Source organism: Nocardioides sp., from assembly GCF_041913365.1.
Taxonomy (GTDB): domain Bacteria; phylum Actinomycetota; class Actinomycetes; order Propionibacteriales; family Nocardioidaceae; genus Nocardioides.
The window spans coordinates 67,334-90,210 of the sequence record NZ_JAYSFM010000010.1 but is presented as its reverse complement, the minus strand read 5'-3'; the positions used below and the strand labels follow the sequence as shown (position 1 = coordinate 90,210).

Sequence of the window (22,877 nt, the reverse complement as noted above, 5' to 3'; positions counted from 1 at the left end):
TTCGGCGCGTGCTGGTGACGGGCTTGGAGGTGCTCGACAAGCATGCGAGAGACGTCGGCAGCTCGTACGTCCTGATTGCTGGATCAGCTCTAGGAGCTCGTCGTCATGGAGGTCCGATCCCGTGGGACGACGACATCGACGTGTGCATGGAACGCGAGGACTTCCTGCGCTTCTGTCGCGCGCCGTTGCCGGACCACCCGATCGACACTCGAATGACTGACCCGGTCATCGGTAGCGACGCCAAGTTCTACCTGCCTGCGACGCGCCTCGAGCGACCGTTCGGAGAAGCTCACAACTTCGTCCCGCCGTCCAACGGCGGAGCGTTCATCGACATCTTCTGCTTCTACCGTGCCTCCACCAACCGTTGGGTGCGGCAGCTCGAGCGGGCCCTGGGGTGGGTGGTCTACGTACGGCCGTGGGGTTGGGCCCTCGCGACGTCCCGCCAGCCTGTAGGCCTCGTTCGTCGTATTCGTCATCTCGCCGCTGCGACCGTTCCCCGCCGGGTTCTCGGGCGTGTCGAGCGACACCTGTGGGACCGCAGCACGCGGCGGACATCCAGCCTGCGCGGGATCGGCATCGGGGGTGTCAACGGTCGGGTCTTCTATCCGGTGGACCACATCTGGCCAGCGAAGAGCTCGGAGTTCCACGGCATGGCGGCGCGGGTGCCGAACAGGCTCAACGACTTCCTGGCCCTGACCTTCGGCCAGGACTTCATGACGCCGCCCGCCGACGTGTCGGACTCGGGTCACGGTGACTTCTTGGTCTGGGCCGACGAGTCGGGGGGTGCGCGATGACGAGCTCGTCCGGCACCCTCACCGCTCGCGTGCGCGGCATCAGCTCTGGCGTGGGTTCAGTGGCGCTGGGCTCGCTCGGGGCGCGGGCCGCCGGCCTGGTGAGCTCGCTCGCCGCGGCATCGTTGCTGGGGGCCACGGACTTCGGACGCTATGCACTCCTGCTCGCAGCGACGACCGTGATCGCCAGTCTGGGCGGGATGGGCTTCGCCGCGCCCCTGACGCGTAGCGTGGCCAAGGCCTCGGGTTCGGCAGATCCCGGGACAGTGCCGACCGGCGCCGTGCACGTCGCCGCAGCGACTCTGTCGACGTTGGGTGTGGCGACCGTTCTGCTGTGCTGGCCCGGCTGGGGACTCGTGGAGCTGCCGGGCGGTGGCGATCGTCTGTCCGTCCTCGCGGTCGGGATCTGGGTCGTCGGCATGGGGTGCAACCCCCTGTTCGTCGCCGTGCTCGTGGGGCTGCAGGAGTACCGAGGCTCTGCCCTGCTGACCTCAGCACGAGGTGTGCTGGTGGCGGTCGCCGTCACTCTTGCCTGCTTGACTGTCCCGACTGCCGAGGCCGCTGCCGCAGCCACCGCATCGGCAGAGGTGGTGTCCGCTGGGCTCGCCTACATCTGGTTGCGTCGACGGTCGGTCCTCGTGCCCTTCTCACGCAGGTCGTGGGCTGCTGGCGCCCGGTTGCTGAAGGTCGGCTTCGCGGCAGGTGCTGTCGGATTGGCGATCCAGACGAGCATGTGGATCGGGCAGGTCCTGCTCAGCCGGACCCCTGACGGGCTCGCGGCGGCGGGACTGTTCCTGCTGGCGACGCGACTGATGCTCGCGGTCACGTTCGTCCCCAACGCACTGGCGACGGTGGTGCTGCCTCGGCTCACCCGGATGCGGGGCTCTTCTCGCGAAGATCCTCGTGCCTTGTCGTTCTCCTACGTCGCGCTCACCGCGGGCATCGCGACGGTGGCCGCCCTTGCTGTCACGACCGCCAGCATCTGGTTCGCGCCCCGCCTCGACGAGGACTACGCGGGCAATGCCCTGGCACTTGCCCTCATGGGCGTGCTGGCGGTCCTCATCTCGCTCAACAACGTGTACGGCAGCGTGGTCATCGCCCGAGGGTTCATGGGTGTGTGGATCGGGAGTGACGTCATGCTCGCAATGGCCCTCGTCGTGTCCGCCGCGGCGCTGGTGGGTGGACTCGGTGTTGCTGGTCTCGCTCTTGCCCACGTCGTTGCGTATGCCCTGTCCATCGGAGTCCTGGTCATCGGAAGTCGGCCGAACACAGAAGGGGCACTGCGATGAAGGTCTTGATCGCGGGAGGGGTGTTCCGGCTGCCGCCGGACGTGCGGAAGATGCGTCAGCCGGCCCCGGAGATGGTGCTCGCGGACGGGCTACGGAAGCGGGGCGTGGAGGTGGCGACGGTGCCGCTGGAAGACCTTTCCGCCGTCGCGCGGTCGTCTGACAGCGACATCGTGCACGTCCACCACCTCTCCAAGGCTGCGGTGGCGTCCGCGCTGTCTCCTGTCTCGGCTCCGATGGTCTTCACCGCACACGCGACGGCGCGCCCGGTCCGACGGCTGGAGGTCCTCGGCGAGAAGGTCGTGATGAGCCGGATGCGTGCGGGCGTCTGCCTGAGCGAAGGTGAGCGTCTCCAACGCGTGCACGCCAGGCCCGAGCTCGACGGACGTCTCGTGGTGATTCCCAACGGCATCGACCTGCCTGACGCGGAGCCTCGCCTCCGAGAGCTGGCGCCTGATGACGTCCTGCGTGGCCTGTTCGTCGGGCAGCTCATCGCCGTCAAGCAGATCGACCGCATCATCGCTGCCATGCGCGACGAGCCGCGCCTGCACGTGGAGCTTGCGTACCACAACGACCACCTCCTGGCCGGCGTGCGAGATTCTGCCGCCCAGAGCGGGGTGCTGCACCGCATGACGTTCCTCGGGCAGCTGCGAGGACCAGAGCTGTTCGATGCCTATCGCCGGTCCCACGTCCTCCTCCTGCCCTCTCGTTCCGAAGCGCTGCCGAGCGTGGTGACCGAAGGATTGTCGACAGGTCTCCCCGTCATCGCGAGCAACGTCGGTGGCATCCCTTCCCAGGTCAAGGACGCCGGGATACTCGTGTCGCCAGACGGTCTCGACGAGGTGTCCCGGGTGATCCCACAGCTGATGGAGCAGTACTCCGACCTTGCGGCCCGAGCTTCGCGACGAGCGATCGAGGTGGCAGCCGAGTACTCCGTCTCGGCCATGATCGACCGGCACCTCGCCCTCTACCACCGCATCCTGGAAGGCACCCAGTGAAGATCCTGCACATCGGACCGTCCGAGGTCTCTGTCCTCTCCACCCGCGGAGGAGCAGTTCAACGGCGCATTGTCGGGCTGGCGCGGATCCAGGCCGACGAGGGGCATGACGTGACCGTCCTGTCGCCATCGGCACACGAGGAGCCAATGGCCGGGACTCACGACGACTGGAGGCGGGTCGACGTTCCGCTCCGGACCGAGCGCCCCCTGCGTGACTACGAGTTCCTCATGAAGTCACGCCGCGCCCTTGCTGAACAGAGCTTCGACGTCCTTCATGCCCATGGAGTGCCTGACGCACATCGCTGGCTGGGTGGGTTGGCGGCGACGTCGGTGCAGACAGTGGATTTCTACCGCTATCGCCTGACCAACAGACGTCTGGGTCACCGCTACTACACGAAGTCTCTGAACCGCTACGCCAGCATCATGCCCGTCTCCGATTTCTGCCGATCGGGTCTCAGCGCCTACTACCCGGAGCTCACGACCCGCCTGGACGTGGTGCCGAACGGTGTCGATCCCACGCAGTTCGTCAGCAATACGGCCGCCGCCGATGCCGCACGTGTCGCGCTGGGATTGCCAGGTGACCGACGTCTGGTGGTCTACCTGGGCCGTGTGTGTCACCAGAAGGGATCGGACCTCTTAGGACCGCTGGCAGAGAGGCTGGGCACCTCCCACCCCGACGTGACTGTCGTTGCGGCCGGCCCACCCGAACAGTTCAGCGCTCGAACGGGCGCTCGATCCACGCTCATGGACGACTTGGTCGCAGCAGGCGTCGTCGTCACCGGTGCCGTGCACGAGGATCACCTGTCTGGGCTGTTGGGCGCAGCGGACGTCGTCGTGCTGCCGACGCGGGCAGACGAGATGTTCGGCATGGCCGCACTCGAAGCACTGTCGTGCGGAACTCCGGTCGTCGCGAGCGACCTGGGTGGCATTCCGGAGGCAGTGGGGTCGGCCGGCGTGGTCTTCCCTGTCGGTGACGTGCACGCGTTCCACAGCTCGGTCGCTGAGGTCATGGACGGCCTGGCGTCGGGCGATGACTGGGCCGAGAAGGCCCGAGCGCACGCGCTGGGATTCACCTGGGCGGAGGTCACGAGAATGACGCACGCGGTGTACTCGGTTGCCCTCGGTTCATCATGATGTCCACGCACCCCGCGAGCGAAGTCGGCGCGAGCATCGGCACCGCCTCCCTTCTGGGCATTCGACGAGGGTTACGTGCCGTGCTCGTTGTGGTCGCAGCCGTGGTCCTGACGGCGAGCCTGCTCACGTCTCGCCAGGACGCTCCTCTTCTCGCTGTAGCGAGCGGCTTCATGCTCTTGATCGGTTTGGCGGTGGTGCCGCTTCGTAGTCGGGCACCCGGGATCAATGCCCTTGATCCGTTCTTGGCCGTTGGGCTGCTCTTCGGTGCCGTCATCCCCATCATGAACGTCATAGCCGGCCCGCCCCGGGTCGGCATCCGGTCTGCTGCGTCCGCACAGGCCGCCATCCAGGTTCAGACGATCGCTCTCGTCTTTTTCGCGGCCGTGCTGGTGGGATGGTCACTGTGGCGCTCATCCGAGAAGGAGCGTCAGTCCATCGCTTGGCCCAGGCGCCGCTACGCGCTCTTGCTGGTCTTGCTCGGAACTGCTGGCCTCCTGATTCGGGCTGTCGTGGGTGCTGAGCGCGTCGGCTCACTTGTCGGATTGACCAGCACCTTGGTCACCCCGCTGCTTGCCATCGGGACTTTCCTCGTGCTGGCTCAGACGCGCGTGGGCCCTCGACTGCTCCTTGCTGTCCTCCTCGTGCCCGCATCATTCATGGGTCTGGCCACCTACTCCCTGAATCGCGCGATCTTCGTCGTGCCCGTGGCCGCAATGGTGATTGTGCTGGTTCGCGCAGGACGGATCCGCCGCGTGGTTCGAGTCGGCGTGCTGCTATTGGGCGTGGCTGTCGCGTTCTTCGTGTTGATCGGGCTGGTACGCGTCGAGAACCTACGCGAGGAGTTCGGCGACAACGTGCAACGGCAGTCCGCGACGGAGTTGGCCTCCACCAGTCTCCAGGTCTACGGACAGTCCCCGTACATGACTGGAAGCAGTCTCGACAGTCCGTACGAAGCGTCCTTCGGTGGTGATTCGTTTGTGGCCTCGGCGCTGGCGCCCATCCCGGCCTTGGGGGACGGCTACCGGTCGTACACCGGAACCCGGCTGTTCAACCAGCAGCTCGGCCGAGGCGATGCGAGCGACCAGATCGTGCCCTTGTGGCTCGAGGCGTTCTTGTCTGGTGGACTGTGGCTGACTCTTGCAGTCGCACTGGTTGCCGGCGTCCTTCTCAAATGGTGCGACGAGGTGATGCGCACGAGCGGGCACGTCATGGCCGTCTACCTTGCGGCGTTCGTCTCGCTCTGGCTTGCACAGTCGATGATCGTCTCGCTCTTGGTGCTCGCGCAGGTGACCTACTACTTCGTGCTGCCGGTGTTGGCTGTGTCGCGGTTCGGTCGAGCCGGTGCACCGCCTGAGGTCAAGTGCGCTTCGGGGTGAACAGGAAGTTGTTGACGTAGCTCTGCTCGTGCCCTGCCAGGATCGCGGCGCCGTCGGCAGTCAGGTGGTTCGACTGGTTCGCGTCGACATTGAAGTCCTCCCACCGCATGGTCCCGAACCCGCTCAGCGGCGTGCACGTGTAGCCCAGGTCGATGAGATCCTCGACCGTCCGGACGACCGTCTCGGGTGAGGTGTGTCGAGCCTCGATCTCGACGACCAGCGCCGGGGCGTGCCGCTCGATCGTCTCGCGCGCGCCAGCCATCACGGCACGCTCGTGTCCCTCGACGTCGATCTTGATGAGCGACACCGGCCGGTGCTGCTCCACCAGGTGGTCCAGCGGGACGCAGCGGACGGCGTACGTCGCCGCCTCGCCGGTCAGGGGTTGCAGCGTCCCGAGCGGCGCATGGTGGTCCGCGCCTGAGGTGGGGACCGCCAGCGTGGCGACTCCTGCCTCCACTGATGCGGCGAGATTGAGCGCTACTACGTTCGTGCCCCAAGTGCTGCGCACAAGCTCGGCATACACCTCGGGGTTGGGCTCGAGCGCGAGCACCTGGCCCGTAGGCCCGACCCGTCGAGAGATCGCTGCCGCATAGTTGCCGACGCTGGCGCCCACGTCGATCGCGACCGAGCCCCTGGTGGCGTACTGCAAGCATGCCCTCAGGTCGGCGTTGGCTTCGATCTGGGGCAGCTTGCGTCCCCAGTACTCCGTAAGCAGCCGCGCCGTCGGTCGACGCGATCGCAGTCGGCGGCCGAGCCCACCGTTCGTCATGTTTCCCCGCTTCTACGAATTGTCCAGCCGCAGTGAGCTGCCGCTGTTGTCATGCTTCTGCCGACGGATGGTGCCAGCGCCTCCTCATTCAGGATGAGCGAAGCCCGGCTGCGGTTCTTAGAGTAGAGGTCGCACAGCAACGCCAACGGATGGCACTCAGACGGATACCCGGTTGGCGGCAAGATGGTCTGGGAGAGACGCCCAGATCGTGAGGCGCTCAGGTCGGTGACGTACCGATTGGGGGTCTCGGCACAGGCGGGGAAACCCTTCCTCGCCGGACCACGGGTCCAGCCACCACGGCTTCTTCTTGAACGCGTGGCTGAAAGCCTCCATCGTCTTGTCCGCTCCGTGCGCCCGCACTGAGGCGTAGAAGCACGACAGCAGTCCGTGTTGATCGAGCTCGCCACTCAGGCGCGCCACGGTGTCGGCGAACTCCCGACAGCCGACCTTGCCCGGGTACATCGCCACGCCGATCAGCTGGTCGACCTCGAACCCGCCAACGGCATGGTCGGCGCGAGCTCGTGCGGCTTGTAGCTCGGCCAGGCTCATGGGCACCGAGGCCAGGGACAGGACGACCGAGACGAGCTGGCCCTTCCTGCGCTTCGTCATGTCGGGTTCGGACGCGTCGCGGCCCTGGATGGTGCACGTGAAGATGCAGACCGGGTTCACGGAGCGTCGGTCGACCTCGAGGCCGATCTCCTCCCGGCACTCCCTGATCGCTGCGGCGACGGGATCCGGAGCACCGGAGGTGTTGACGTCCAGCGAACCGTCCGCCCCGAGTTCCACCAGACCACCGGCGGTCGCACTCAGGGTGCCCTGCCCATTCTCGGTCGCCATGCTCCGACGGCACAGGACCAGCACGTCGTGCGGGTCCTGGGAATCGGCCCGCCGCCCCACGACGCCCTCGGGGTCAGTCGACCCGCGGGCGATGAGGGAGACGTAGCTCGTCAGGATGCTGACTCGCTGGTTCGCTCCGAAGCCTCGTGAAGCCCAACCTGACACGTCCGGTACGAATCGCGGGGTCAGCGGGTCGTCGGCGGAGGAGGGCAGCTTCTTGCAGCCGAGATGGTCGGCCTTCTCCGATGCGCTGTAGCACGTCTCGGCCGTGTCGAGGACGAACGTGACCGCCCCGTCGATGAGGCTCTTCGCGACGCCGACGCCGCGGAGGTCGGGTAGCCGGCCGTCGTAGTCGCCGAGCTTCTCTCCGGCCCGGCGGCAGGTTCCGCCGCGAGGCGTGTGGCTGTCGGCGTACCGTCGCCAGGTGTCCTCCGCCGTCGGCGACGAGAGCGGGAGCGCATCCACGTCGCCGCCGTACCTGGTGCTGTGGCGCACCAGCACGTGACTGGCGAGACCCGATCGCGAACGCGCAGCGTCCGTGAGCACCGCGGCACCGGAGAGCTCACTCACGAAGGCCGCAGTCTGTCGGCTGGCATCGTCCTCGGAGACGAGCGACAGGCGCGCGAAGTCGTCGAGGTAGGCCACCACGGACGACACGAAGGTGCGCACCAGGGCGACCTGGTCGGGGGCGACCAGCCTGCCGAACAACGACTCGCGGCCGGGGCGGGACACGAACTCACACCAGGCGAGCAGCGAGAGGGTGCCGTCAGCCGACCACGGGTCCTTGGCCAGCATGTGCGGGACTGCGCGCTCCACTCCGTCCGCCGCGGTGACGGGCTCGCCGGACGCCACCAGCCTGGCGACCTGCCGGAACCTCCGCGCTGCGTCTCGCGGCAGGGCGCCGGAGGCGTCGCGACCCTCGCCGAAGCGCGCCTTCCGCAGGTGTCCGGTCACGAGCCGCGTGCGGACCCGTGGGGAGACCCGCAGGAGCCAGATGAGCGCCGCAAATGCCGTCCCGATGAGGGCGAGGATGCCGCTCACCAGCGAGCTCAGCTGGTCGAGGGACGACAGTGCAGAGCCCAGCGATGTCACCACGGCCGACATCCTTCCCTCTCCGCATGACTCAGTCAGGCGAGCTCAAGAATTCGACGCGCGCAAATGTCAGCGGCGGCCCCCGCAGAGCGAGGGCCGCCGCTGTCTGGGCGCAAGACGAGTCCGTCAGCTCCCGCTGTTGATCATGCCCGCGCCGACGGTGACGCCGGTGGCCTCGTCGATCAGGATGAACGAGCCCGTGGTGCGGTTCTTCGAGTACGGGTCGCAGAGCAGCGGCACGGTGGTGCGCAGCTGGACGCGGCCGATCTCGTTGAGCCCGAGCTCGCCGGCCTCCTGGTCGCGGTGCAGCGAGTTCACGTCGAGGCGGTACTGGATGTCCTTGACCATCGTGCGGCCCGTGCGGGTCGTGTGCTTGATGGCGAGCTTCTGGCGCGGGCGCAGCGGCTCGTTGGTCATCCAGCAGACCATCGCGTCGATGTCCTGGCTGGGCTTCGGGGCGTTCTTCACGCGGGCGATCATGTCGCCGCGCGAGACGTCGACGTCGTCCTCGAGGCGGACCGTGACCGACATCGGCGGGAACGCCTCGTCGACCTCGCGGTCGAAGAGGTCGATGGCCTCGATCTTGGAGGTCATGCCGCTGGGCAGCACGATGACCTCGTCGCCCTTCTTCAGCACGCCACCGGCGATCTGGCCGGCGTAGCCGCGGTAGTCGTGGTGCTCGTCCGACTTGGGACGTACGACGTACTGCACCGGGAAGCGCGTGTCGACGAGGTCGCGGTCGGAGGCGACGTGCACGTGCTCGAGGTGGTGCATGAGGGTCGGGCCGTGGTACCACGGCGTGTTCTCCGAGCGGTCCACGACGTTGTCGCCCTTGAGCGCCGAGATCGGGATGACCTCGAGGTCGGGGATGTTGAGCTTGGTCGCGAACTGGGTGAACTCCGCGTGGATCTTCTCGTAGGTCTCCTCGGACCAGTCGACGAGATCCATCTTGTTGATGCAGAGCACCAGGTGCGGGACGCGCAGCAGCGAGAGCAGCACCGCGTGGCGGCGCGACTGCTCGGTGAGGCCCTGGCGGGCGTCGACGAGCACCAGGCCGAGGTCGGCGGTCGAGGCGCCGGTGACCATGTTGCGGGTGTACTGCACGTGGCCCGGGGTGTCCGCGATGATGAACTTGCGGGTGGGCGTGGCGAAGTAGCGGTAGGCGACGTCGATCGTGATGCCCTGCTCGCGCTCGGAGCGCAGGCCGTCGGTCAGCAGCGAGAGGTCGACGTACTCGTGCCCCTTGTCGGTGGAGGTCTTCTCCACGGCCTCGAGCTGGTCGGCGAAGATCGACTTGCTGTCGTAGAGCAGGCGCCCGATCAGGGTCGACTTGCCGTCGTCGACGGAGCCTGCGGTCGCGAATCGGAGCAGGTCCATCTGGCCATCGGTGGCGCCCATCAGAAGTAGCCTTCCTTCTTGCGGTCTTCCATGGCCGCCTCGGAGAATCGGTCGTCACCTCGGGTCGCGCCGCGCTCGGTGACCCGGGCGGCCGCGACCTCGTCGATGATCTCGTCAATGGTGCTGGCGGTGGACTCCACGCACCCGGTCAGCGTGATGTCGCCACAGGTGCGGAAGCGCACGGTGCGCTCGCTGGCGGTCTCACCGTCGCGCATCGGGTTGAGCGGGGTCTCGGTCATCAGCATGCCGTCGCGCTCGAAGACGCGGCGCTGGTGGCTGAAGTAGATCGAGGGGATCTCGATGCCCTCGCGGCCGATGTAGTCCCAGATGTCGAGCTCGGTCCAGTTCGAGATCGGGAAGATGCGCATGTGCTCGCCGGCGTGCAGGCGGCCGTTGTAGAGGCTCCACAGCTCGGGGCGCTGCATCTTCGGGTCCCACTGGCCGAACTCGTCGCGGTGGGAGTAGACGCGCTCCTTGGCGCGGGCCTTCTCCTCGTCGCGGCGGCCGCCACCGAAGGCGGCGGTGAAGCCGTTCTCCTCGATCGCGTTGAGCAGCGTGGCGGTCTGCATGCGGTTGCGGCTGGTCTTGCCGTCGTCGACGAGCACGCCGTTGGCGATGGCCTCGTCGATCGAGGCGACGACCAGGCGCACGCCGAGCCGGCTGACCCAGCGGTCGCGGGTCTCCATGACCTCGGGGAAGTCCAGGCCCGTGTCGACCTGCATGATCGGGAACGGGATCTTCGCCGGGTAGAACGCCTTCTCCGCGAGGCGGAGCATCACGATCGAGTCCTTGCCACCGGAGAACATCAGGACCGGCTTCTCGAACTCTGCGGCGACCTCACGGAAGATGTGGATCGACTCCGCCTCGAGCTGGTCGAGCTGACTCAGCTGGTAGTCGACATGGGTGTTGGTCATGGCGTAGCAAGGACCTCTCTAGGGACAGCAGCCATCATCGTAGCGACGCGCGTCGCCTCGGTGAATTCGCGTCGCTGGGTGTGGTCGGCCAGACTCGGGCGAATGAGCCGCAACCTCCGACTCGCCACCCGCTCCGCACGGTCCCGCCGCGTGCTGTCCGGCCTGCTGGCCGTGGCCTTCGTCACGACGGCCTGCTCCTCCGGCGACGACGGCCCGCCGTCGTACTCCGCGAGCGACGACCTGGAGGTGCGGGTCCTGCCGCAGCTGGCCGCGACGGGCGAGGACACGGAGTCGGCCGACGACGCCGCCTGGGTCGTCGACGCCACGGTCGACGGCGTGGATGAAGGCACCACCGTCACCCTGTACGCCACGACCGACGATGGCGGCTGGGAGTCGGTCTCGGAGGACGAGACCGACGACGAGGGCCGGGTCGCGCTGACCACCCGCACCCCGGGCGACCTGCAGGTCGTGGTGGGCGACGACGACGACGCCATCGGGGCCAAGGTCTCCACCGACGACGCGCCCGAGGCGACCTTCACCGACGACTTCGACAAGGACTCCGTCGACGAGAAGAAGCACGGCCTCTGGACCACCCGCGCGGTGGGTGTCACCAGCGTCCGCACCTGCTCGCGCGCCGACGCGGACGGCGCCGCGGTCGACGACGGCGTGCTCGTGCTGAGCGTGCTGGAGGACCCGACGAAGGACGACGAGGAGTGCCGGCTCCCCGGCCGCCGCAAGCAGTTCCCCTACCGGATCAACGGCCACGTCGGCACCGAGGGCACCTACGGCTTCACCTACGGCTACGCCGCCGCGCGGATCAAGACGCAGTCGGCCCGCGGCCAGCACTCGGCCTTCTGGATGCAGCCGATCGGCGGCCAGACCAAGGGCGGCGCCAAGAAGGGCGGCGCGGAGATCGACATCATGGAGTACTTCGGCGACGACCACCCCGAGGGCGGCCTCACCAGCTTCACCTACTTCCTCGACAAGGCCGGCAAGAAGCAGACCGTCGGCGGCTGGGTGCCCGACCTCGACCAGTACGGCGAGGGCTGGGCCGACCAGTACCACGTCTTCTCCGTCGAGTGGACGCCCCAGGAGTACGTCTTCCGCATCGACGGCAAGGTCACCCACCGCCTCGAGGGCGAGACCTCGGGCAAGCCGGAGTTCCTGATCCTCAGCCTGCTGTCCTCGGACTACGAGCTGCCGCGCTTCAACGGCGAGCTGCCCGAGCACATGGAGGTCGACTGGGCGCGGGTCTGGGAGACCGGGCCGAAGTCGTAGGTCTCGATACGCTCGCTGCGCTCGCTACTCGACCACCTATGAGAAGCGGCGCTCGCTACTCGACCACCTGTGCGGGGGAGTCGAGGACGAGGGTGATCGGGCCGTCGTTCACGCTCTCCACGCGCATGTCCGCGCCGAAGCGGCCGCGCGCCACCTCGGCGCCCAGCCGCTCGAGCTCGTCGCAGACCGCCTCGTAGAGCGGCTCGCTGACCGCGCCCGGGGCGGCCGCCTGCCAGGTGGGGCGGCGGCCCTTGCGCGCGTCGCCGTACAGCGTGAACTGGCTGACCACCAGCACGGGCGCACCCACGTCGCTGGCGCTCTGCTCCTCGCGCAGCAGCCGCAGGTCCCACACCTTGCGGGCGGTCCACGCGACCTCGGCGGCGCCGTCGTCGTGCGTGACGCCGAGGTAGACCAGGAGGCCCGGGCGGGCGAGCTCGCCGACCACCTCGCCGTCGACCCGGACGCTGGCGGAGAGGACCCGCTGGATCACCGAACGCATGGTGCAAGGATGCCGCCATGCCTGACGCGTTGCTGATCACGGTCGCTCCCACCGGAGCCGAGACCGCAAAGGACGACTGCCCGCAGCTCCCCACCACCCCGGAGGAGATCGCCCGCACCGCGGCCGAGTGCGAGGCTGCCGGCGCCGCGATGATCCACATCCACGTCCGCGACGGCGAGCACGCCCCGACCCTCGAGCAGTCGCTGCTGCGCGAGTGGGTCGCGGCGGTGCGCGAGTCGTCCTCGCTCGTGGTGCAGCTCTCCACCGGCGGCTCGGTGCACGACCCGCTCGACAAGCGCCTCGAGGTGCTCGACGCCGAGCCCGACTCGTGCTCGCTGACCATGGGCACCACGAACTTCGGCGACGACGTCTTCCTCAACCCCTGGCCGTTCGTGAAGGACCTCTACCAGCTGGCTCTCGAGCGTGGGGTCGCGCCGGAGTTCGAGCTGTTCGACCTCGGCCAGGTGCACGCCCTGGGCCGGCTGATCCGGGAGTACGGCACCCCGGCCGGCGGCAAGGTCCACGTCGACTTCGTGATGGGCGTCCCAGGCGGCATGCCGGGCACGGCTCCCGCCCTCGTCGCCGGCGTCAACGCCCTCCCGCCCGAGGTGACCTCGTGGTCCGCGACGGGCATCGGCCGCTCGACGCTCTCCGTCGCGATGGCCTCGCTCTCGATGGGCGGTCACCTGCGCGTCGGGATGGAGGACGTGCTCACCATCAGCCGCGGCGTACCGGTCGGGTCCAACGCCCAGCTCGTCGCCCGGGCCGCCGACCTCGGCCGGATCGCGCAGCGCGAGCCGATGACGCCCGCCGGCTGCCGGGACCTGCTCGGCCTGGCCTGAGGGCCGCTTCTCGGCGTCGGCCTCGGCGACACGCCGTACGCCTTGTGCGACACGCTGCGGCTGCGGCCGTACGTCGCGGGGAAGCGGCCCCGGTCAGGCCGCGACGGGCAACGCCATCGCGGCCCGCACCGTCGCCACCACCACGTCGGGCGCGAACATCACCTGCTCCCACGTGAACCGCAGCACGGTCCAGCCGGCGACGACGAGCGCGTTGTAGCGCAGGCAGTCGGCGTCGTGCTCCGGCTTGCCCGCGTGGAAGGCCCAGGAGTTGGCCTCGATCGCGAGCGCGCGGAAAGGGTCGGCGAGGTCGGGGTGGTAGGTCACGCCGTCGACCGTGGTCGCCCACTGAGGCACGACGTCAATGCCCGCCTCGATGAGGACGGCGCGGAGCACGGACTCGAACGGGTTGGCCGCGAGCGGCGTGGCGTGCTCGAGGACGCGCCTGACGCGCGGGGGAGTGTCCGGTCGCAGGGTGCCCAGCAGGTCGTCGCGGGTCACGTCGCCGTGCCGGAGCGCGGAGTCGGCCACGGCGAGCGCCTCGCGGAAGGGAAGCTCGGCCGCGCAGTCGAGCACGGTGCGCAGCCGTGAGGTCGCCCAGCCGTCGAGGTCGGCACGGGGCAAGGTGTCGCAGACCAGCTCGCCGTCCACCGGGACCTCGGGCTTCTCCCGAGCGACGACCTGGGGGAAGCGTGCCGGCCACTGGGTCTCCCAGCCCCAGTGCGCGGCAGCCGAGAGCAGTCGCAGGTGGCCGCCCACCTGGACGGCCACGGCGCGTGCCTGGTCGGCCGTCGGAAGGGCGTACCGGCCGCGCGACACCCGCACGACCGCTCGCGCCTCGACGGCGCGACGCAGGCGCTTGCGGGTGGTCAGCCGCAGGATGTCGGCAGTCGACCCGATCCCGCCGAGGCGGGTCAGTGCGGCGACGGCGTCCATGGCCGGGAAGTCTGGTGCTCCGGCCCCACCCGCGCGAACGGCTCTCCACAGGGGCCGCTCCGCAGCGGCAACCCCAGCGACACGCCGTACGCCGTCTCCGACACGCCGGCGTCCCACACCCCGCCACTCCGGGAAGGGCCCTAGGAGTCGTCGACCTTCTTCATCCCGACGAGTCCTGGTCGATAGCTCGGATCCTCGAGCTGGGCGATCGTCGGGGAGCCGAACATCGGCAGCCCTTGGCCCTTGCGGAGGAAGCCCCACACGATCGGGAGGACGATCAGCACGAAGAGGCCGACGCCCGCGATGAGCATCGGGTGGGTCTCGTCCTCGCCGGCACCGAGCGGCGCCCAGCCGGCCTTGTCGAGCAGCGCGACGCCGCTCATGGTCAGCACCACGACGATGCCGCGGCGGATGAACGACTGCGGCACGCGGGGGGCGATCGCGGAGCCGATCAGGGTGCCCGGGACCGAGCCGAGCACCAGCGGGACCAGGATGCCCCAGTCGAGGCCGTGCAGGACGATGTTGGAGATCGCCGCGGCCAGCACCAGCGGCACGGCCTGGACGAGGTCGGTGCCGACCAGCTTCACCGCGGACAGGCCGGGGTAGAGCATCAGCAGCGCGATCATGATGACCGAGCCGGAGCCGACGCTGGTGATGCCGACCAGCAGGCCGCCGAGGGCGCCGACGAGCAGCGTCGGGACCGGCCGGATCGTGGGGTTGTCGTCGGGGTGGTCGCCACCGCGGACCCGCAGCAGGTTGAGGTAGAGGCGCAGGGCGTACGTCGCTGCCGCGAGGAGCAGCGCGAAGCCGATGCAGAGCTTGAGCGTGTCGTCGATGTCCTCGGGTGCGACGACCCACGAGACCAGGTGGGGCCCGAGCAGCGCCATGGGTATCGACCCGATCATCAGCCACTTGGCCAGCTGCATGTTGGGCGAGCCCTCGCGCTTGTGCACGATCGCGCCGCCGGTCTTGTAGACCGCGGCGGCGGTGAGGTCGGCGGTGACGACCGTGGCCGCCTCGCCGACGCCCAGGAAGATCAGGGCGGGCGTCATCAGCGCGCCGCCGCCCATGCCCGTCAGCCCGACCACGATGCCGACGAGGAAGCCGGCGGCGAGGATCGAGAAGAAGGTGGCGGTGATCCAGTCCATCAGCTCTCCTGCTCAGGTGCGGCCCGGTCGGCCAGCCGGGGCACGATCTCGCCCAGCATGGCAGTGATTGTGCCGGTCGCCTGCTCGGACGCGGCCGCTCCGCGCCGGTAGGGGTCGGCCACGTCGTCCTGCGGCCGCGGCGGGGTGCGCCGCGCGCCGGCCTCGGCGATGAGCTCGCGGCCGGTCAGGTCCGGGATCTGCGCGGCGGTCGCGGCGAACTGGCCGAGCGTGAACACCTTCCGGTGCAGCTGCGGCTGCTCCTCGAGGATGTGCGTGCGGTGGGTGTTCTCGGCCGTCAGGACCAGGTCGGCCTCGGCCAGGATCTCGCGGGTGAGCCGCCGGCTGCGGAAGTCGCTGCCGATGCCCGGGGTCAGCGTGACGGCCATGTCGTCGTTGAGGGGGTGGTCGTCGTAGCCGTGGGTGCCGGCGCTGGCGAACACCACGGTCGCGCCCTCACCGGCCATGTCGCGGGCGAGCAGCTCCATCACGGGCGAGCGGCAGATGTTGGCGGTGCACACGAAGAGCACCGAGATCGGCTCGCTCATGCGGTCGCACCCGTCAGGTGGAGGAAGCCGGCCTCGTCGAGCGCGACGAGCACGTCGTCGAGCGCGTCCTCGATGGAGCGGCCGGTCGTGTCGACGCGCACCGCGGGGTCGTCGGGCTCCTCGTAGGGGGAGGAGATGCCGGTGAACTCGGGGATCTCGCCGGCCCGCGCCTTGGCGTACAGGCCCTTGCGGTCGCGCCGCTCGCACTCCTCGAGCGGGGTGGCGACGTGCACGAGGAAGAACGCGCCGCCGGCGGCCTCGACCATCTGCTGCACCTGGTCGCGCGTCTCCGCGAACGGGGCGATCGGCGAGCACACCGCGACCCCGCCGTGGCGGGCGATCTCGGCGGCGACCCACCCGATGCGGCGGATGTTGGTCTCCCGGTCGGCCTTGGAGAAGGTGAGGCCCGCGGACAGGTGACGGCGTACGACGTCGCCGTCGAGGCTGGTGACCGTGCGACCGCCCTGCTCGAGGAGCAGGTCCATCAGTGCGCGGGCCAGGGTGGACTTGCCGCTGCCGGACAGGCCGGTGAAGAACAGCACGAGGCCCTGCTCCTCGGGCTCGGGCTGGTCCTCCTCGACGATGGCGGCGATGGCCTCGGGGTGGGGGGCGTCGGAGGCGGCCAGCGCGTGGACGGGGTCGGGGCCGGCGTAGGTGGCGACGACCTGGGCGCCGAGCTCGTGGTCGGTCTCCGCGTCGCCGTGCGACGGCAGGGGCACGGCGACGACCGCGGCGTCGTCGAGCAGGTCGGCCGCCGCGAGGGTCGCCCGCACGAGCGCGACCGGGGACAGGGAGGGGGTGCCGGTGCCCATCAGCGCGACGAGGACGATGCGGCCGAGGCCGCGGAGGTCGTCGAGGTCGGCCTCGGTGAGCGCGTCGACGACCGGAACGAAGGTCGCGCCGGCGTGCTGCTCGCGGGCCTGGGCCGGGGTGAGGTGCAGCCGTCGGAAGGGGCCGTACTGCGCGTGGGTGAGCGGCTCCAGCGAGCCGTCGGCGGAGACCCGCGCGAGGGGCAGGCCCTCGGGGTCGACCAGCTCGGCCTCGGAGGCACCGTCGGGGAGGGCCAGGGTCACCGGCGAACCGGGTTCGTTGAAGCGGGTGACGGGGGCGTAGGCGCCGGAGACCAGGAGCTCCAGGTCGTCGAGCTCGGTCGGCGTCGGGCAGTGCTGGATCACCCGCGCATCCTCTCAGACCTGCGGTCGGTAGCCTGCGCCCATGCCTGCCGCTGGTCTGCCCGTCGTCGCCGAGATCGTCCGCTCCGGATTCGTGGAGGGCCACCACTACGGCTCGGTCGTCGCGCTCGCCGCCGACGGGTCCATCGACTGGTCGGTGGGCGCGGTCGACGTGCCCGTGCTGCCCCGCTCCAGCAACAAGCCGGTCCAGGCGCTCGCCATGCTCGAGCTCGGCCTGGACCTGCCGCCGGAGCTGGTGGCGCTCGCCTGCGCGTCGCACTCCGGCGAGCCGTTCCACGTCGAGGGCGTACGCCGGATCCTGGCGTCGGCCGGCCTCGAGGAGTCCGCGCTCCAAACCCCGCCCGACTACCCGCTCGACGACGACGCCCGCGAGGCGGTCGTCCGTGAGGGCGGCACGCGCACCCCGATCCTGATGAACTGCTCGGGCAAGCACGCCGCGATGCTCGCCACCTGCGTCCTGCAGGGGTGGGACACCGCCACCTACCTCGCTCCCGACCACCCGCTGCAGGTGGCGATCGCGGAGACCTTCGCCCGGCTGACCGGGGAGCCGGTCACGACCGTCGCCGTCGACGGGTGCGGGGCGCCCCTGCTGTCGACGTCGCTGGTCGGGCTGGCGCGGGCGTTCGCGACGCTCGCCGCGGCCACGGACGGCCCCGAGCACCGGGTCGCGTCGGCGATCCGCCAGCACCCCGAGTACGTCAGCGGCACCACCCGCGACGAGCTGCGCCTGCACCGGGCGGTCCCGGGCCTCATCGGCAAGGCCGGGGCCGAGTCCTGCTACGCCGTCGCGCTGCCCGACGGCCGCGCCTGGACGCTCAAGACCGACGACGGCGCCGCCCGGGTGCGTCCGGTGCTGATGGCCGAGGCGCTGCGGCGCTCCGGCGTGCTGGACGAGGAGGGTGTCGACGCCGAGGCCGTCGCCGCGACGGGCCGGCTCGACCTGCTCGGCGGAGGCAGGCCGGTCGGGGAGATCCGCGCGGCCTTCTAGGGCTCGTCGCGCCCGCTGAGACGGCGTACGACGAACGCGCCCGCGAGCGCCCCGACCAGCGCACCGAGGGTGTTGGCGACCACGTCCGCGTGCGTGGCCGAGCGCTGGTCGAGCACCACGGCCTGGACCACCTCGACGAGGAACGACGCCACGAAGCCGCCGGCCGTCCAGTCGCGCCAGGTCAGCCGCTCCCACAGCAGGCTGCCGAGGAACGACGCCGGGACGAACGCCACCACGTTGAGCGCGAACTCGACCCGCGCCGGGGCTGCGAGCACCGCGGGCGCACCGAGGTCGTCCGCGACCCGGGCGACCGTCTCGACCAGCCAGGACGGGCCCGCCGCGGAGGGCGCGAGCAGCGTGACCGCGAGGATCGCCAGCCACCCCACCAGGAGACCGGTCACCACGCGTCGCGCACGGGCGGGGAGAGGTCGGGGCGGCACCTCTCGATCCTAGGGGTCACATGTTCACGAGCGCTGGTTAGCGCGAAAGTGCCGGTGGAACCGGCATTGTGAGAGGTTTCACCGTCCACGTGTTTGCAATCTGCTAACTGTGTTAGCAGACTGGAGACATGGGCAAGGACAAGGGTGACAAGGGCAGCAAGTCCGTCGTCAGCTCGCTGAACTCGCTGGGGGACTACCTCAAGGAGCAGCGCCTCGCGGCGCGGCTCTCGCTCCGCCAGCTCGCCGACCAGGTCGGCGTCAGCAACCCCTACCTGAGCCAGATCGAGCGCGGCCTGCGCAAGCCGTCGGCCGAGGTGCTCCAACAGCTCGCCAAGGCGCTGCGGGTCTCCGCCGAGCAGCTCTACGTTCGCGCCGGGATCGTCCACCCGGACACCGAGCAGGCCGGCTCCGTCGAGCTCGCCGTCCTCGCCGACACGGGACTGACCGAGCGGCAGAAGCAGTCGCTCCTCGACGTCTACGCGTCGTTCCTCGCGCTCAACGCCCACCACCCGGATTCGACCCAGTAGCCCCACCCACCCGGTTCCACCCCACAGAAGGAGAAGGACATGGCCACCGCCAAGTTCGACATCAAGACCGAAGCCCTCCGCCCCGTGCTCGCCGGTGTCGGCGTCACCGACCTCGCCGTCGAGGCCGTCCGCGACGCGGTCGCCGACGTGCAGAAGCGCTTCGCGGCCGTCCAGAAGGACGTCACCGCCCGCGTGGCCGACGTCCAGAAGACCGCGACCGCCCGGGTCGCCGACGTCCAGAAGACCGCCGCGGACCCGAAGGCGCTGCGCGTGCAGGCCGTCACCGTCGTCTCCGCCCGCGTCGACGCGCTCACCAAGGACGCGCAGGCCCGCCGCGCCGCGATCGAGGCCCGCGTGGCCGAGCTCCAGGCCGAGGCCAAGGCGTACCCCGCCAAGGTCACCACCCTCGTCGACGAGAACGTCGCCGCCGCCAACGCGACGTACGCCGACCTGGTCAAGCGCGGCGAGTCGCTCGTCGGCCGCATCCGGCGCCAGGAGTCCACCAAGGCCACCGTGACCTCCGCCAAGACGACGGTCACCAAGGCGAAGACCACCGCCACCCAGGCCAAGAAGGCCGCCGAGGCCCAGGTCGACGCGGCCGACAAGACCGCCGCCACCAAGGTCGCCCCGAAGCCGAAGCCGACCGCCAAGAAGGCCACCCGGAAGGCCGCCGCGAAGAAGGCGTCCGCCACGACCGCCCGCAAGACCGCGGCCAAGAAGTCCACCGCCGCCCAGAGCAGCGCCAAGGCCACCGCCACCGCTGCCAAGAAGACCGCCTCCAGCGCGGTCCAGGCCGTCACCGAGGCCGCCGAGAAGGTCGGCGACTGAAGGGACGACGAGCAGCTGATGCTGTTCTGAGCCGCCAGCTCTGAGCCGTGGGCCCCCGTCCGGTGCGGACGGGGGCCCACGTGCGTCCGGGCTCCCGGCCGATCCGTCATCCGGAGCCGAACCGATCAGGTCGGGATCGGATGACGGATCCCGCCGGCTGGTGGAGGCCGCCGCTTCCTGCGGGGCCTTACGCTGGTGCCGTGGACATCTACGCCTTCCAGAGCACGACCTGGCTCGTGGTGCTCGTGGTGCTGCTCGCGGTCAAGGGGTTCGCGTTCGTCAACGCCCTGACGTACTCCGCCGAGGCCTACAACGCGGCCGGCAAGCTGACCAAGTCGGCGTGGTGCGCGATCACCGGCCTGGGCTTCGCCGCCCAGCTGATCCTCATGGGTTCCTCACCGCTCGGGATCATCCACCTCGTCTTCACCATCGCGGCCCTCGTCTACATCGCCGACGTCCGCCCCGCCCTCCGGGAAGTCACCTCCTACCGCCGCTGATGCCGGGGCTCGCTCCGCTGGGGTAGTTAGGGACGTTCTGGTAGGTCGGCCGGGCTGTTCTCCTACGAGAACGTCCCTAACTACCCCCCTTGTCAGGGCGACAGGGGTTTCGAGGCTCGCTGCGCTCGCACGGCTCAGGCCAGGTAGCGGTCGAGGGCGGCGAGGGCGTCCTCGGGCTCGAAGCCGGTGGCGCGGATCTTGTCGAGGGACATGGCGGAGTTGAGCGGGCGGGGGGCGAAGGGGTTGCCCTGCGCCAGCACGCCCTCGGCGTACGCCGCGGTGGTGGTGCCGGAGACGTCGTCGGCGCTGCGGCCGGAGCGTTCGAACACGGCCTGGGCGATCTCGCGCCACGACATCGCCGGGCCGCCGTTGGAGAGGTTGTACGTGCCGTGCTCCGCGCCGGAGTCGAGCAGGTGGCGGATCGCGCGGACCAGCTCGCCGGTGAAGGTCAGCCGGCCGACCTGGTCGTCGACCACGCTGGGGGAGACGCCCTTCTCGGCGAGCGCCTGCATCGTGCGGACGAAGTTCTTGCCCTCGCCGATCACCCACGAGGTGCGCAGGAGGTAGTGGCGCGGGGCCAGGCCGACGGCCAGGTCGCCGGCGGCCTTGGACTGGGCGTAGACGCCGAGCGGGGACAGCGGCTCGTCCTCGGTGTGGCCGGGGTCGAGCGGCGCGGTGCCGTCGAAGACGTACTCCGAGGAGACGTGCACGAGCGTGAAGCCGTGCTCGCGCGCGAGGCCGGCGAGGGTGGCCGGGCCGGAGGCGTTGGCCGCCCAGGCGGTGACGCGGCCCTCGGTGGTCTCGGCGGCGTCGACGGCGGTGTACGCCGCTGCGTTGAGCACGACGGCGTACTCGTGCCACGGCCAGGCGGCGACCGCGGCAGCGTCGGTGAGGTCGAGCGAGGTCACGCCCTCGCCCTCGAAGAGGTCGACGCGGTCGGCGTCGGGGTAGGCCTCGTGCAGCGCCCGGCCGAGCTGGCCGAGGGCACCGACGATCAGCGTCTTCTTGGGCTGCATCGGGACCACGTCGGCCAGGCGCGGGTTGTTGTGGTCCTTCTCGGAGATCTCCGCCTCGTCGAGCGGGATCGGCCACGGGATGCCGGCGGACTCGTCGGCCAGGTGGAGGGCCGGGTAGCTCACGCCGGGACGCCAGTGATCGTTGACGAGGTAGGTGTAGGCGGTGCCGTCCTCGAGCGCCTGGTAGGAGTTGCCCACGCCGCGCGGCACGAAGACCGCGACCGACGGGTCGACCTCGATGGAGAAGGTCGTGCCGAAGCTCTCGCCCTCACGCATGTCGACCCACGCGCCGAAGATCCGGCCGGTCGCGAGCGAGATGTACTTGTCCCATGGCTCGGTGTGGATGCCGCGGGTGGCGCCGCGGGAGGCGTTGAAGGAGATGTTGTTCTGCACCGGGCCGAAGTCGGGCAGCCCGAGGGCGACCATCTTCTCCCGCTGCCAGTTCTCCTTGAACCAGCCGCGCGCGTCGCCGTGCAGGGGCATCCGCACGACCAGCAGCCCGGGGATCGGCGTGGTCTCGACGGTGAGGTCGGCCATCACTGGCCCTTCTGGGCGTACTTCGCCTCGGTCGCGTCCTTGTGGGGGCGCCACCAGTCCTCGTGCTCCTGGTACCACCGGATGGTGTTGGCCAGGCCGGACTCGAAGTCCTGGAAGCGCGGCTGCCAGCCGAGCTCCTGGCGCAGCTTGCCGGACTCGATGGCGTAGCGCAGGTCGTGGCCGGCGCGGTCGGTGACGTGGTCGAACTCGTCCTCGCCCTTGCCCATCAGCGTGAGGATCAGCCGGACGACCTCGAGGTTGTTCTTCTCCCCGTCGGCGCCGATCAGGTAGGTCTCGCCGATGCGGCCCTTCTCCAGGATGGTGAGGACCGCGGAGGAGTGGTCGTCGGCGTGGATCCAGTCGCGGACGTTCTCGCCGGAGCCGTAGAGCTTGGGGCGGATGCCGTCGATGACGTTGGTGATCTGGCGCGGGATGAACTTCTCGATGTGCTGCCAGGGGCCGTAGTTGTTGGAGCAGTTCGACACCGTCGCGCGGATGCCGAAGCTGCGCACCCAGGCGCGGACGAGGTGGTCGGAGCCGGCCTTCGACGCGGAGTAGGGGGAGGACGGGTTGTAGGGGGTGTCCTCCGTGAAGCGCTTCGGGTCGTCGAGCTCGAGGTCGCCGTAGACCTCGTCGGTCGAGACGTGGTGGAGGCGCTTGTCGTGCTTCCGCACGGCCTCGAGGATCGTGTACGTCCCGAGGATGTTGGTCTTGATGAACGGGCTCGGGTCGTTGAGCGAGTTGTCGTTGTGCGACTCCGCCGCGTAGTGGACGACCGCGTCGTGGGCCGCCACGAGGGGGTCGACGACGTCCTCGTCGGCGATGTCGCCGACCACCAGCTGCACCCGGTCCTCGGGGAGCCCCTCCAGCGCCTCCTTGCTGGCGGCGTAGGTGAGCTTGTCGAGCACCGTCACCTTGAGGTCGGTGTGCTCCATGAGGTGGTGCACGAAGTTCGACCCGATGAACCCCGCGCCCCCGGTCACAAGAAGGCGTTCCATGGCGGGGAGTCTAG

At 69.8% G+C, this 22,877-nt stretch carries 23 protein-coding genes; 11 read left to right on the top strand and 12 right to left on the bottom strand.

Annotation, left to right across the window (positions count from 1 at the left end):
* The first annotated feature begins 8 nt into the window (after positions 1-8).
* From ACE3QY_RS18425 to ACE3QY_RS18405, 5 genes are read left to right on the top strand one after another with little or no spacing between them, the layout of a single operon-like run.
* Positions 9-794: a LicD family protein gene (locus ACE3QY_RS18425; protein WP_374457511.1), complete on the top strand. Its 786-nt coding sequence runs from the start codon at positions 9-11 to the stop codon at positions 792-794.
* Complete coding sequence (locus ACE3QY_RS18420; RefSeq protein WP_374457510.1) at positions 791-2,080, top strand: oligosaccharide flippase family protein; 1,290 nt, start codon at positions 791-793, stop codon at positions 2,078-2,080. Before ACE3QY_RS18425 ends, ACE3QY_RS18420 begins: the two co-directional genes overlap by 4 nt.
* Positions 2,077-3,075 (top strand): glycosyltransferase family 4 protein, encoded by a 999-nt coding sequence (locus ACE3QY_RS18415; RefSeq protein ID WP_374457509.1) that lies wholly within the window; start codon positions 2,077-2,079, stop codon positions 3,073-3,075. The genes ACE3QY_RS18420 and ACE3QY_RS18415 overlap by 4 nt, the downstream gene beginning before the upstream one ends.
* Positions 3,072-4,208 carry a glycosyltransferase family 4 protein gene (locus ACE3QY_RS18410; protein ID WP_374457508.1) on the top strand — a complete coding sequence of 379 codons (1,137 nt, stop codon included), beginning with the start codon at positions 3,072-3,074 and terminating at the stop codon, positions 4,206-4,208. Before ACE3QY_RS18415 ends, ACE3QY_RS18410 begins: the two co-directional genes overlap by 4 nt.
* Complete coding sequence (locus ACE3QY_RS18405; protein WP_374457507.1) at positions 4,208-5,584, top strand: hypothetical protein; 1,377 nt, start codon at positions 4,208-4,210, stop codon at positions 5,582-5,584. The genes ACE3QY_RS18410 and ACE3QY_RS18405 overlap by 1 nt, the downstream gene beginning before the upstream one ends.
* Here the strand turns inward: ACE3QY_RS18405 and ACE3QY_RS18400 are convergent.
* The 4 genes from ACE3QY_RS18400 to cysD form a co-directional block, all read right to left on the bottom strand.
* A complete protein-coding gene (locus ACE3QY_RS18400; protein WP_374457506.1) occupies positions 5,565-6,353 on the bottom strand; it encodes an FkbM family methyltransferase in 789 nt (262 codons plus the stop codon). The two genes, ACE3QY_RS18405 and ACE3QY_RS18400, sit on opposite strands and share 20 nt — an antisense overlap.
* 156 nt (positions 6,354-6,509) lie before the next feature.
* Positions 6,510-8,285 (bottom strand): NUDIX hydrolase, encoded by a 1,776-nt coding sequence (locus tag ACE3QY_RS18395; RefSeq protein WP_374457505.1) that lies wholly within the window; start codon positions 8,283-8,285, stop codon positions 6,510-6,512.
* Positions 8,286-8,408: 123 nt separating this feature from the next.
* Positions 8,409-9,680, bottom strand: coding sequence for a sulfate adenylyltransferase subunit 1 (locus ACE3QY_RS18390; protein ID WP_374457504.1), 1,272 nt, complete (start codon positions 9,678-9,680; stop codon positions 8,409-8,411).
* Positions 9,680-10,594: a sulfate adenylyltransferase subunit CysD gene (gene cysD / locus ACE3QY_RS18385; protein WP_374457503.1), complete on the bottom strand. Its 915-nt coding sequence runs from the start codon at positions 10,592-10,594 to the stop codon at positions 9,680-9,682. Before cysD ends, ACE3QY_RS18390 begins: the two co-directional genes overlap by 1 nt.
* 102 nt (positions 10,595-10,696) lie before the next feature.
* On the opposite strand from cysD, the gene ACE3QY_RS18380 reads away from it, so the two are divergent.
* Positions 10,697-11,872 (top strand): family 16 glycosylhydrolase, encoded by a 1,176-nt coding sequence (locus ACE3QY_RS18380; RefSeq protein ID WP_374457502.1) that lies wholly within the window; start codon positions 10,697-10,699, stop codon positions 11,870-11,872.
* A 55-nt stretch (positions 11,873-11,927) separates the two neighbouring features.
* Here the strand turns inward: ACE3QY_RS18380 and dtd are convergent, their stop codons facing one another.
* The gene (gene dtd / locus ACE3QY_RS18375; RefSeq protein WP_374457501.1) at positions 11,928-12,371 is read right to left on the bottom strand and encodes a D-aminoacyl-tRNA deacylase; all 444 of its coding nucleotides are present in this window, start codon (positions 12,369-12,371) and stop codon (positions 11,928-11,930) included.
* A gap of 17 nt (positions 12,372-12,388) precedes the next feature.
* Here dtd and ACE3QY_RS18370 point away from each other — a divergent pair, with 17 nt between their 5' ends.
* Positions 12,389-13,213 (top strand): 3-keto-5-aminohexanoate cleavage protein, encoded by an 825-nt coding sequence (locus tag ACE3QY_RS18370; protein WP_374457500.1) that lies wholly within the window; start codon positions 12,389-12,391, stop codon positions 13,211-13,213.
* Positions 13,214-13,306: 93 nt separating this feature from the next.
* Here ACE3QY_RS18370 and ACE3QY_RS18365 read toward each other — a convergent pair whose 3' ends face one another.
* From ACE3QY_RS18365 to cysC, 4 genes are all read right to left on the bottom strand, one after another.
* Positions 13,307-14,146: a hypothetical protein gene (locus tag ACE3QY_RS18365; protein ID WP_374457499.1), complete on the bottom strand. Its 840-nt coding sequence runs from the start codon at positions 14,144-14,146 to the stop codon at positions 13,307-13,309.
* A 140-nt stretch (positions 14,147-14,286) separates the two neighbouring features.
* Positions 14,287-15,294: a sulfite exporter TauE/SafE family protein gene (locus ACE3QY_RS18360; protein ID WP_374457498.1), complete on the bottom strand. Its 1,008-nt coding sequence runs from the start codon at positions 15,292-15,294 to the stop codon at positions 14,287-14,289.
* Positions 15,294-15,839 (bottom strand): hypothetical protein, encoded by a 546-nt coding sequence (locus ACE3QY_RS18355; protein ID WP_374457497.1) that lies wholly within the window; start codon positions 15,837-15,839, stop codon positions 15,294-15,296. The genes ACE3QY_RS18360 and ACE3QY_RS18355 overlap by 1 nt, the downstream gene beginning before the upstream one ends.
* Positions 15,836-17,014 (bottom strand): adenylyl-sulfate kinase, encoded by a 1,179-nt coding sequence (cysC, locus tag ACE3QY_RS18350; RefSeq protein WP_374457496.1) that lies wholly within the window; start codon positions 17,012-17,014, stop codon positions 15,836-15,838. Before cysC ends, ACE3QY_RS18355 begins: the two co-directional genes overlap by 4 nt.
* 40 nt (positions 17,015-17,054) lie before the next feature.
* Between cysC and ACE3QY_RS18345 the strand changes: the two genes are divergently transcribed.
* Positions 17,055-18,020 carry an asparaginase gene (locus ACE3QY_RS18345; RefSeq protein WP_374457495.1) on the top strand — a complete coding sequence of 322 codons (966 nt, stop codon included), beginning with the start codon at positions 17,055-17,057 and terminating at the stop codon, positions 18,018-18,020.
* Here ACE3QY_RS18345 and ACE3QY_RS18340 read toward each other — a convergent pair.
* Positions 18,017-18,460, bottom strand: coding sequence for a VanZ family protein (locus ACE3QY_RS18340; protein WP_374457494.1), 444 nt, complete (start codon positions 18,458-18,460; stop codon positions 18,017-18,019). The two genes, ACE3QY_RS18345 and ACE3QY_RS18340, sit on opposite strands and share 4 nt — an antisense overlap.
* A 128-nt stretch (positions 18,461-18,588) precedes the next feature.
* Between ACE3QY_RS18340 and ACE3QY_RS18335 the strand changes: the two genes are divergently transcribed.
* The 3 genes from ACE3QY_RS18335 (at position 18,589) to ACE3QY_RS18325 (ending at position 20,312) form a co-directional block, all read left to right on the top strand.
* The gene (locus ACE3QY_RS18335; protein WP_374457493.1) at positions 18,589-18,987 is read left to right on the top strand and encodes a helix-turn-helix domain-containing protein; all 399 of its coding nucleotides are present in this window, start codon (positions 18,589-18,591) and stop codon (positions 18,985-18,987) included.
* A gap of 39 nt (positions 18,988-19,026) precedes the next feature.
* Positions 19,027-19,815, top strand: a complete 789-nt coding sequence (locus ACE3QY_RS18330; protein ID WP_374457492.1) for a hypothetical protein — start codon at positions 19,027-19,029, stop codon at positions 19,813-19,815.
* A 200-nt stretch (positions 19,816-20,015) separates the two neighbouring features.
* Entirely contained in the window at positions 20,016-20,312 is a 297-nt protein-coding gene (locus ACE3QY_RS18325) for a DUF2516 family protein (protein WP_374457491.1), read from the top strand.
* A gap of 134 nt (positions 20,313-20,446) precedes the next feature.
* Here the strand turns inward: ACE3QY_RS18325 and ACE3QY_RS18320 are convergent, their stop codons facing one another.
* Both ACE3QY_RS18320 and rfbB read right to left on the bottom strand, forming a co-directional pair.
* A complete protein-coding gene (locus ACE3QY_RS18320) occupies positions 20,447-21,865 on the bottom strand; it encodes a sugar nucleotide-binding protein (protein ID WP_374457490.1) in 1,419 nt (472 codons plus the stop codon).
* Positions 21,865-22,863 (bottom strand): dTDP-glucose 4,6-dehydratase, encoded by a 999-nt coding sequence (gene rfbB / locus ACE3QY_RS18315; RefSeq protein WP_374457489.1) that lies wholly within the window; start codon positions 22,861-22,863, stop codon positions 21,865-21,867. The genes ACE3QY_RS18320 and rfbB overlap by 1 nt, the downstream gene beginning before the upstream one ends.
* Between the last annotated feature and the right edge of the window lie 14 nt (positions 22,864-22,877).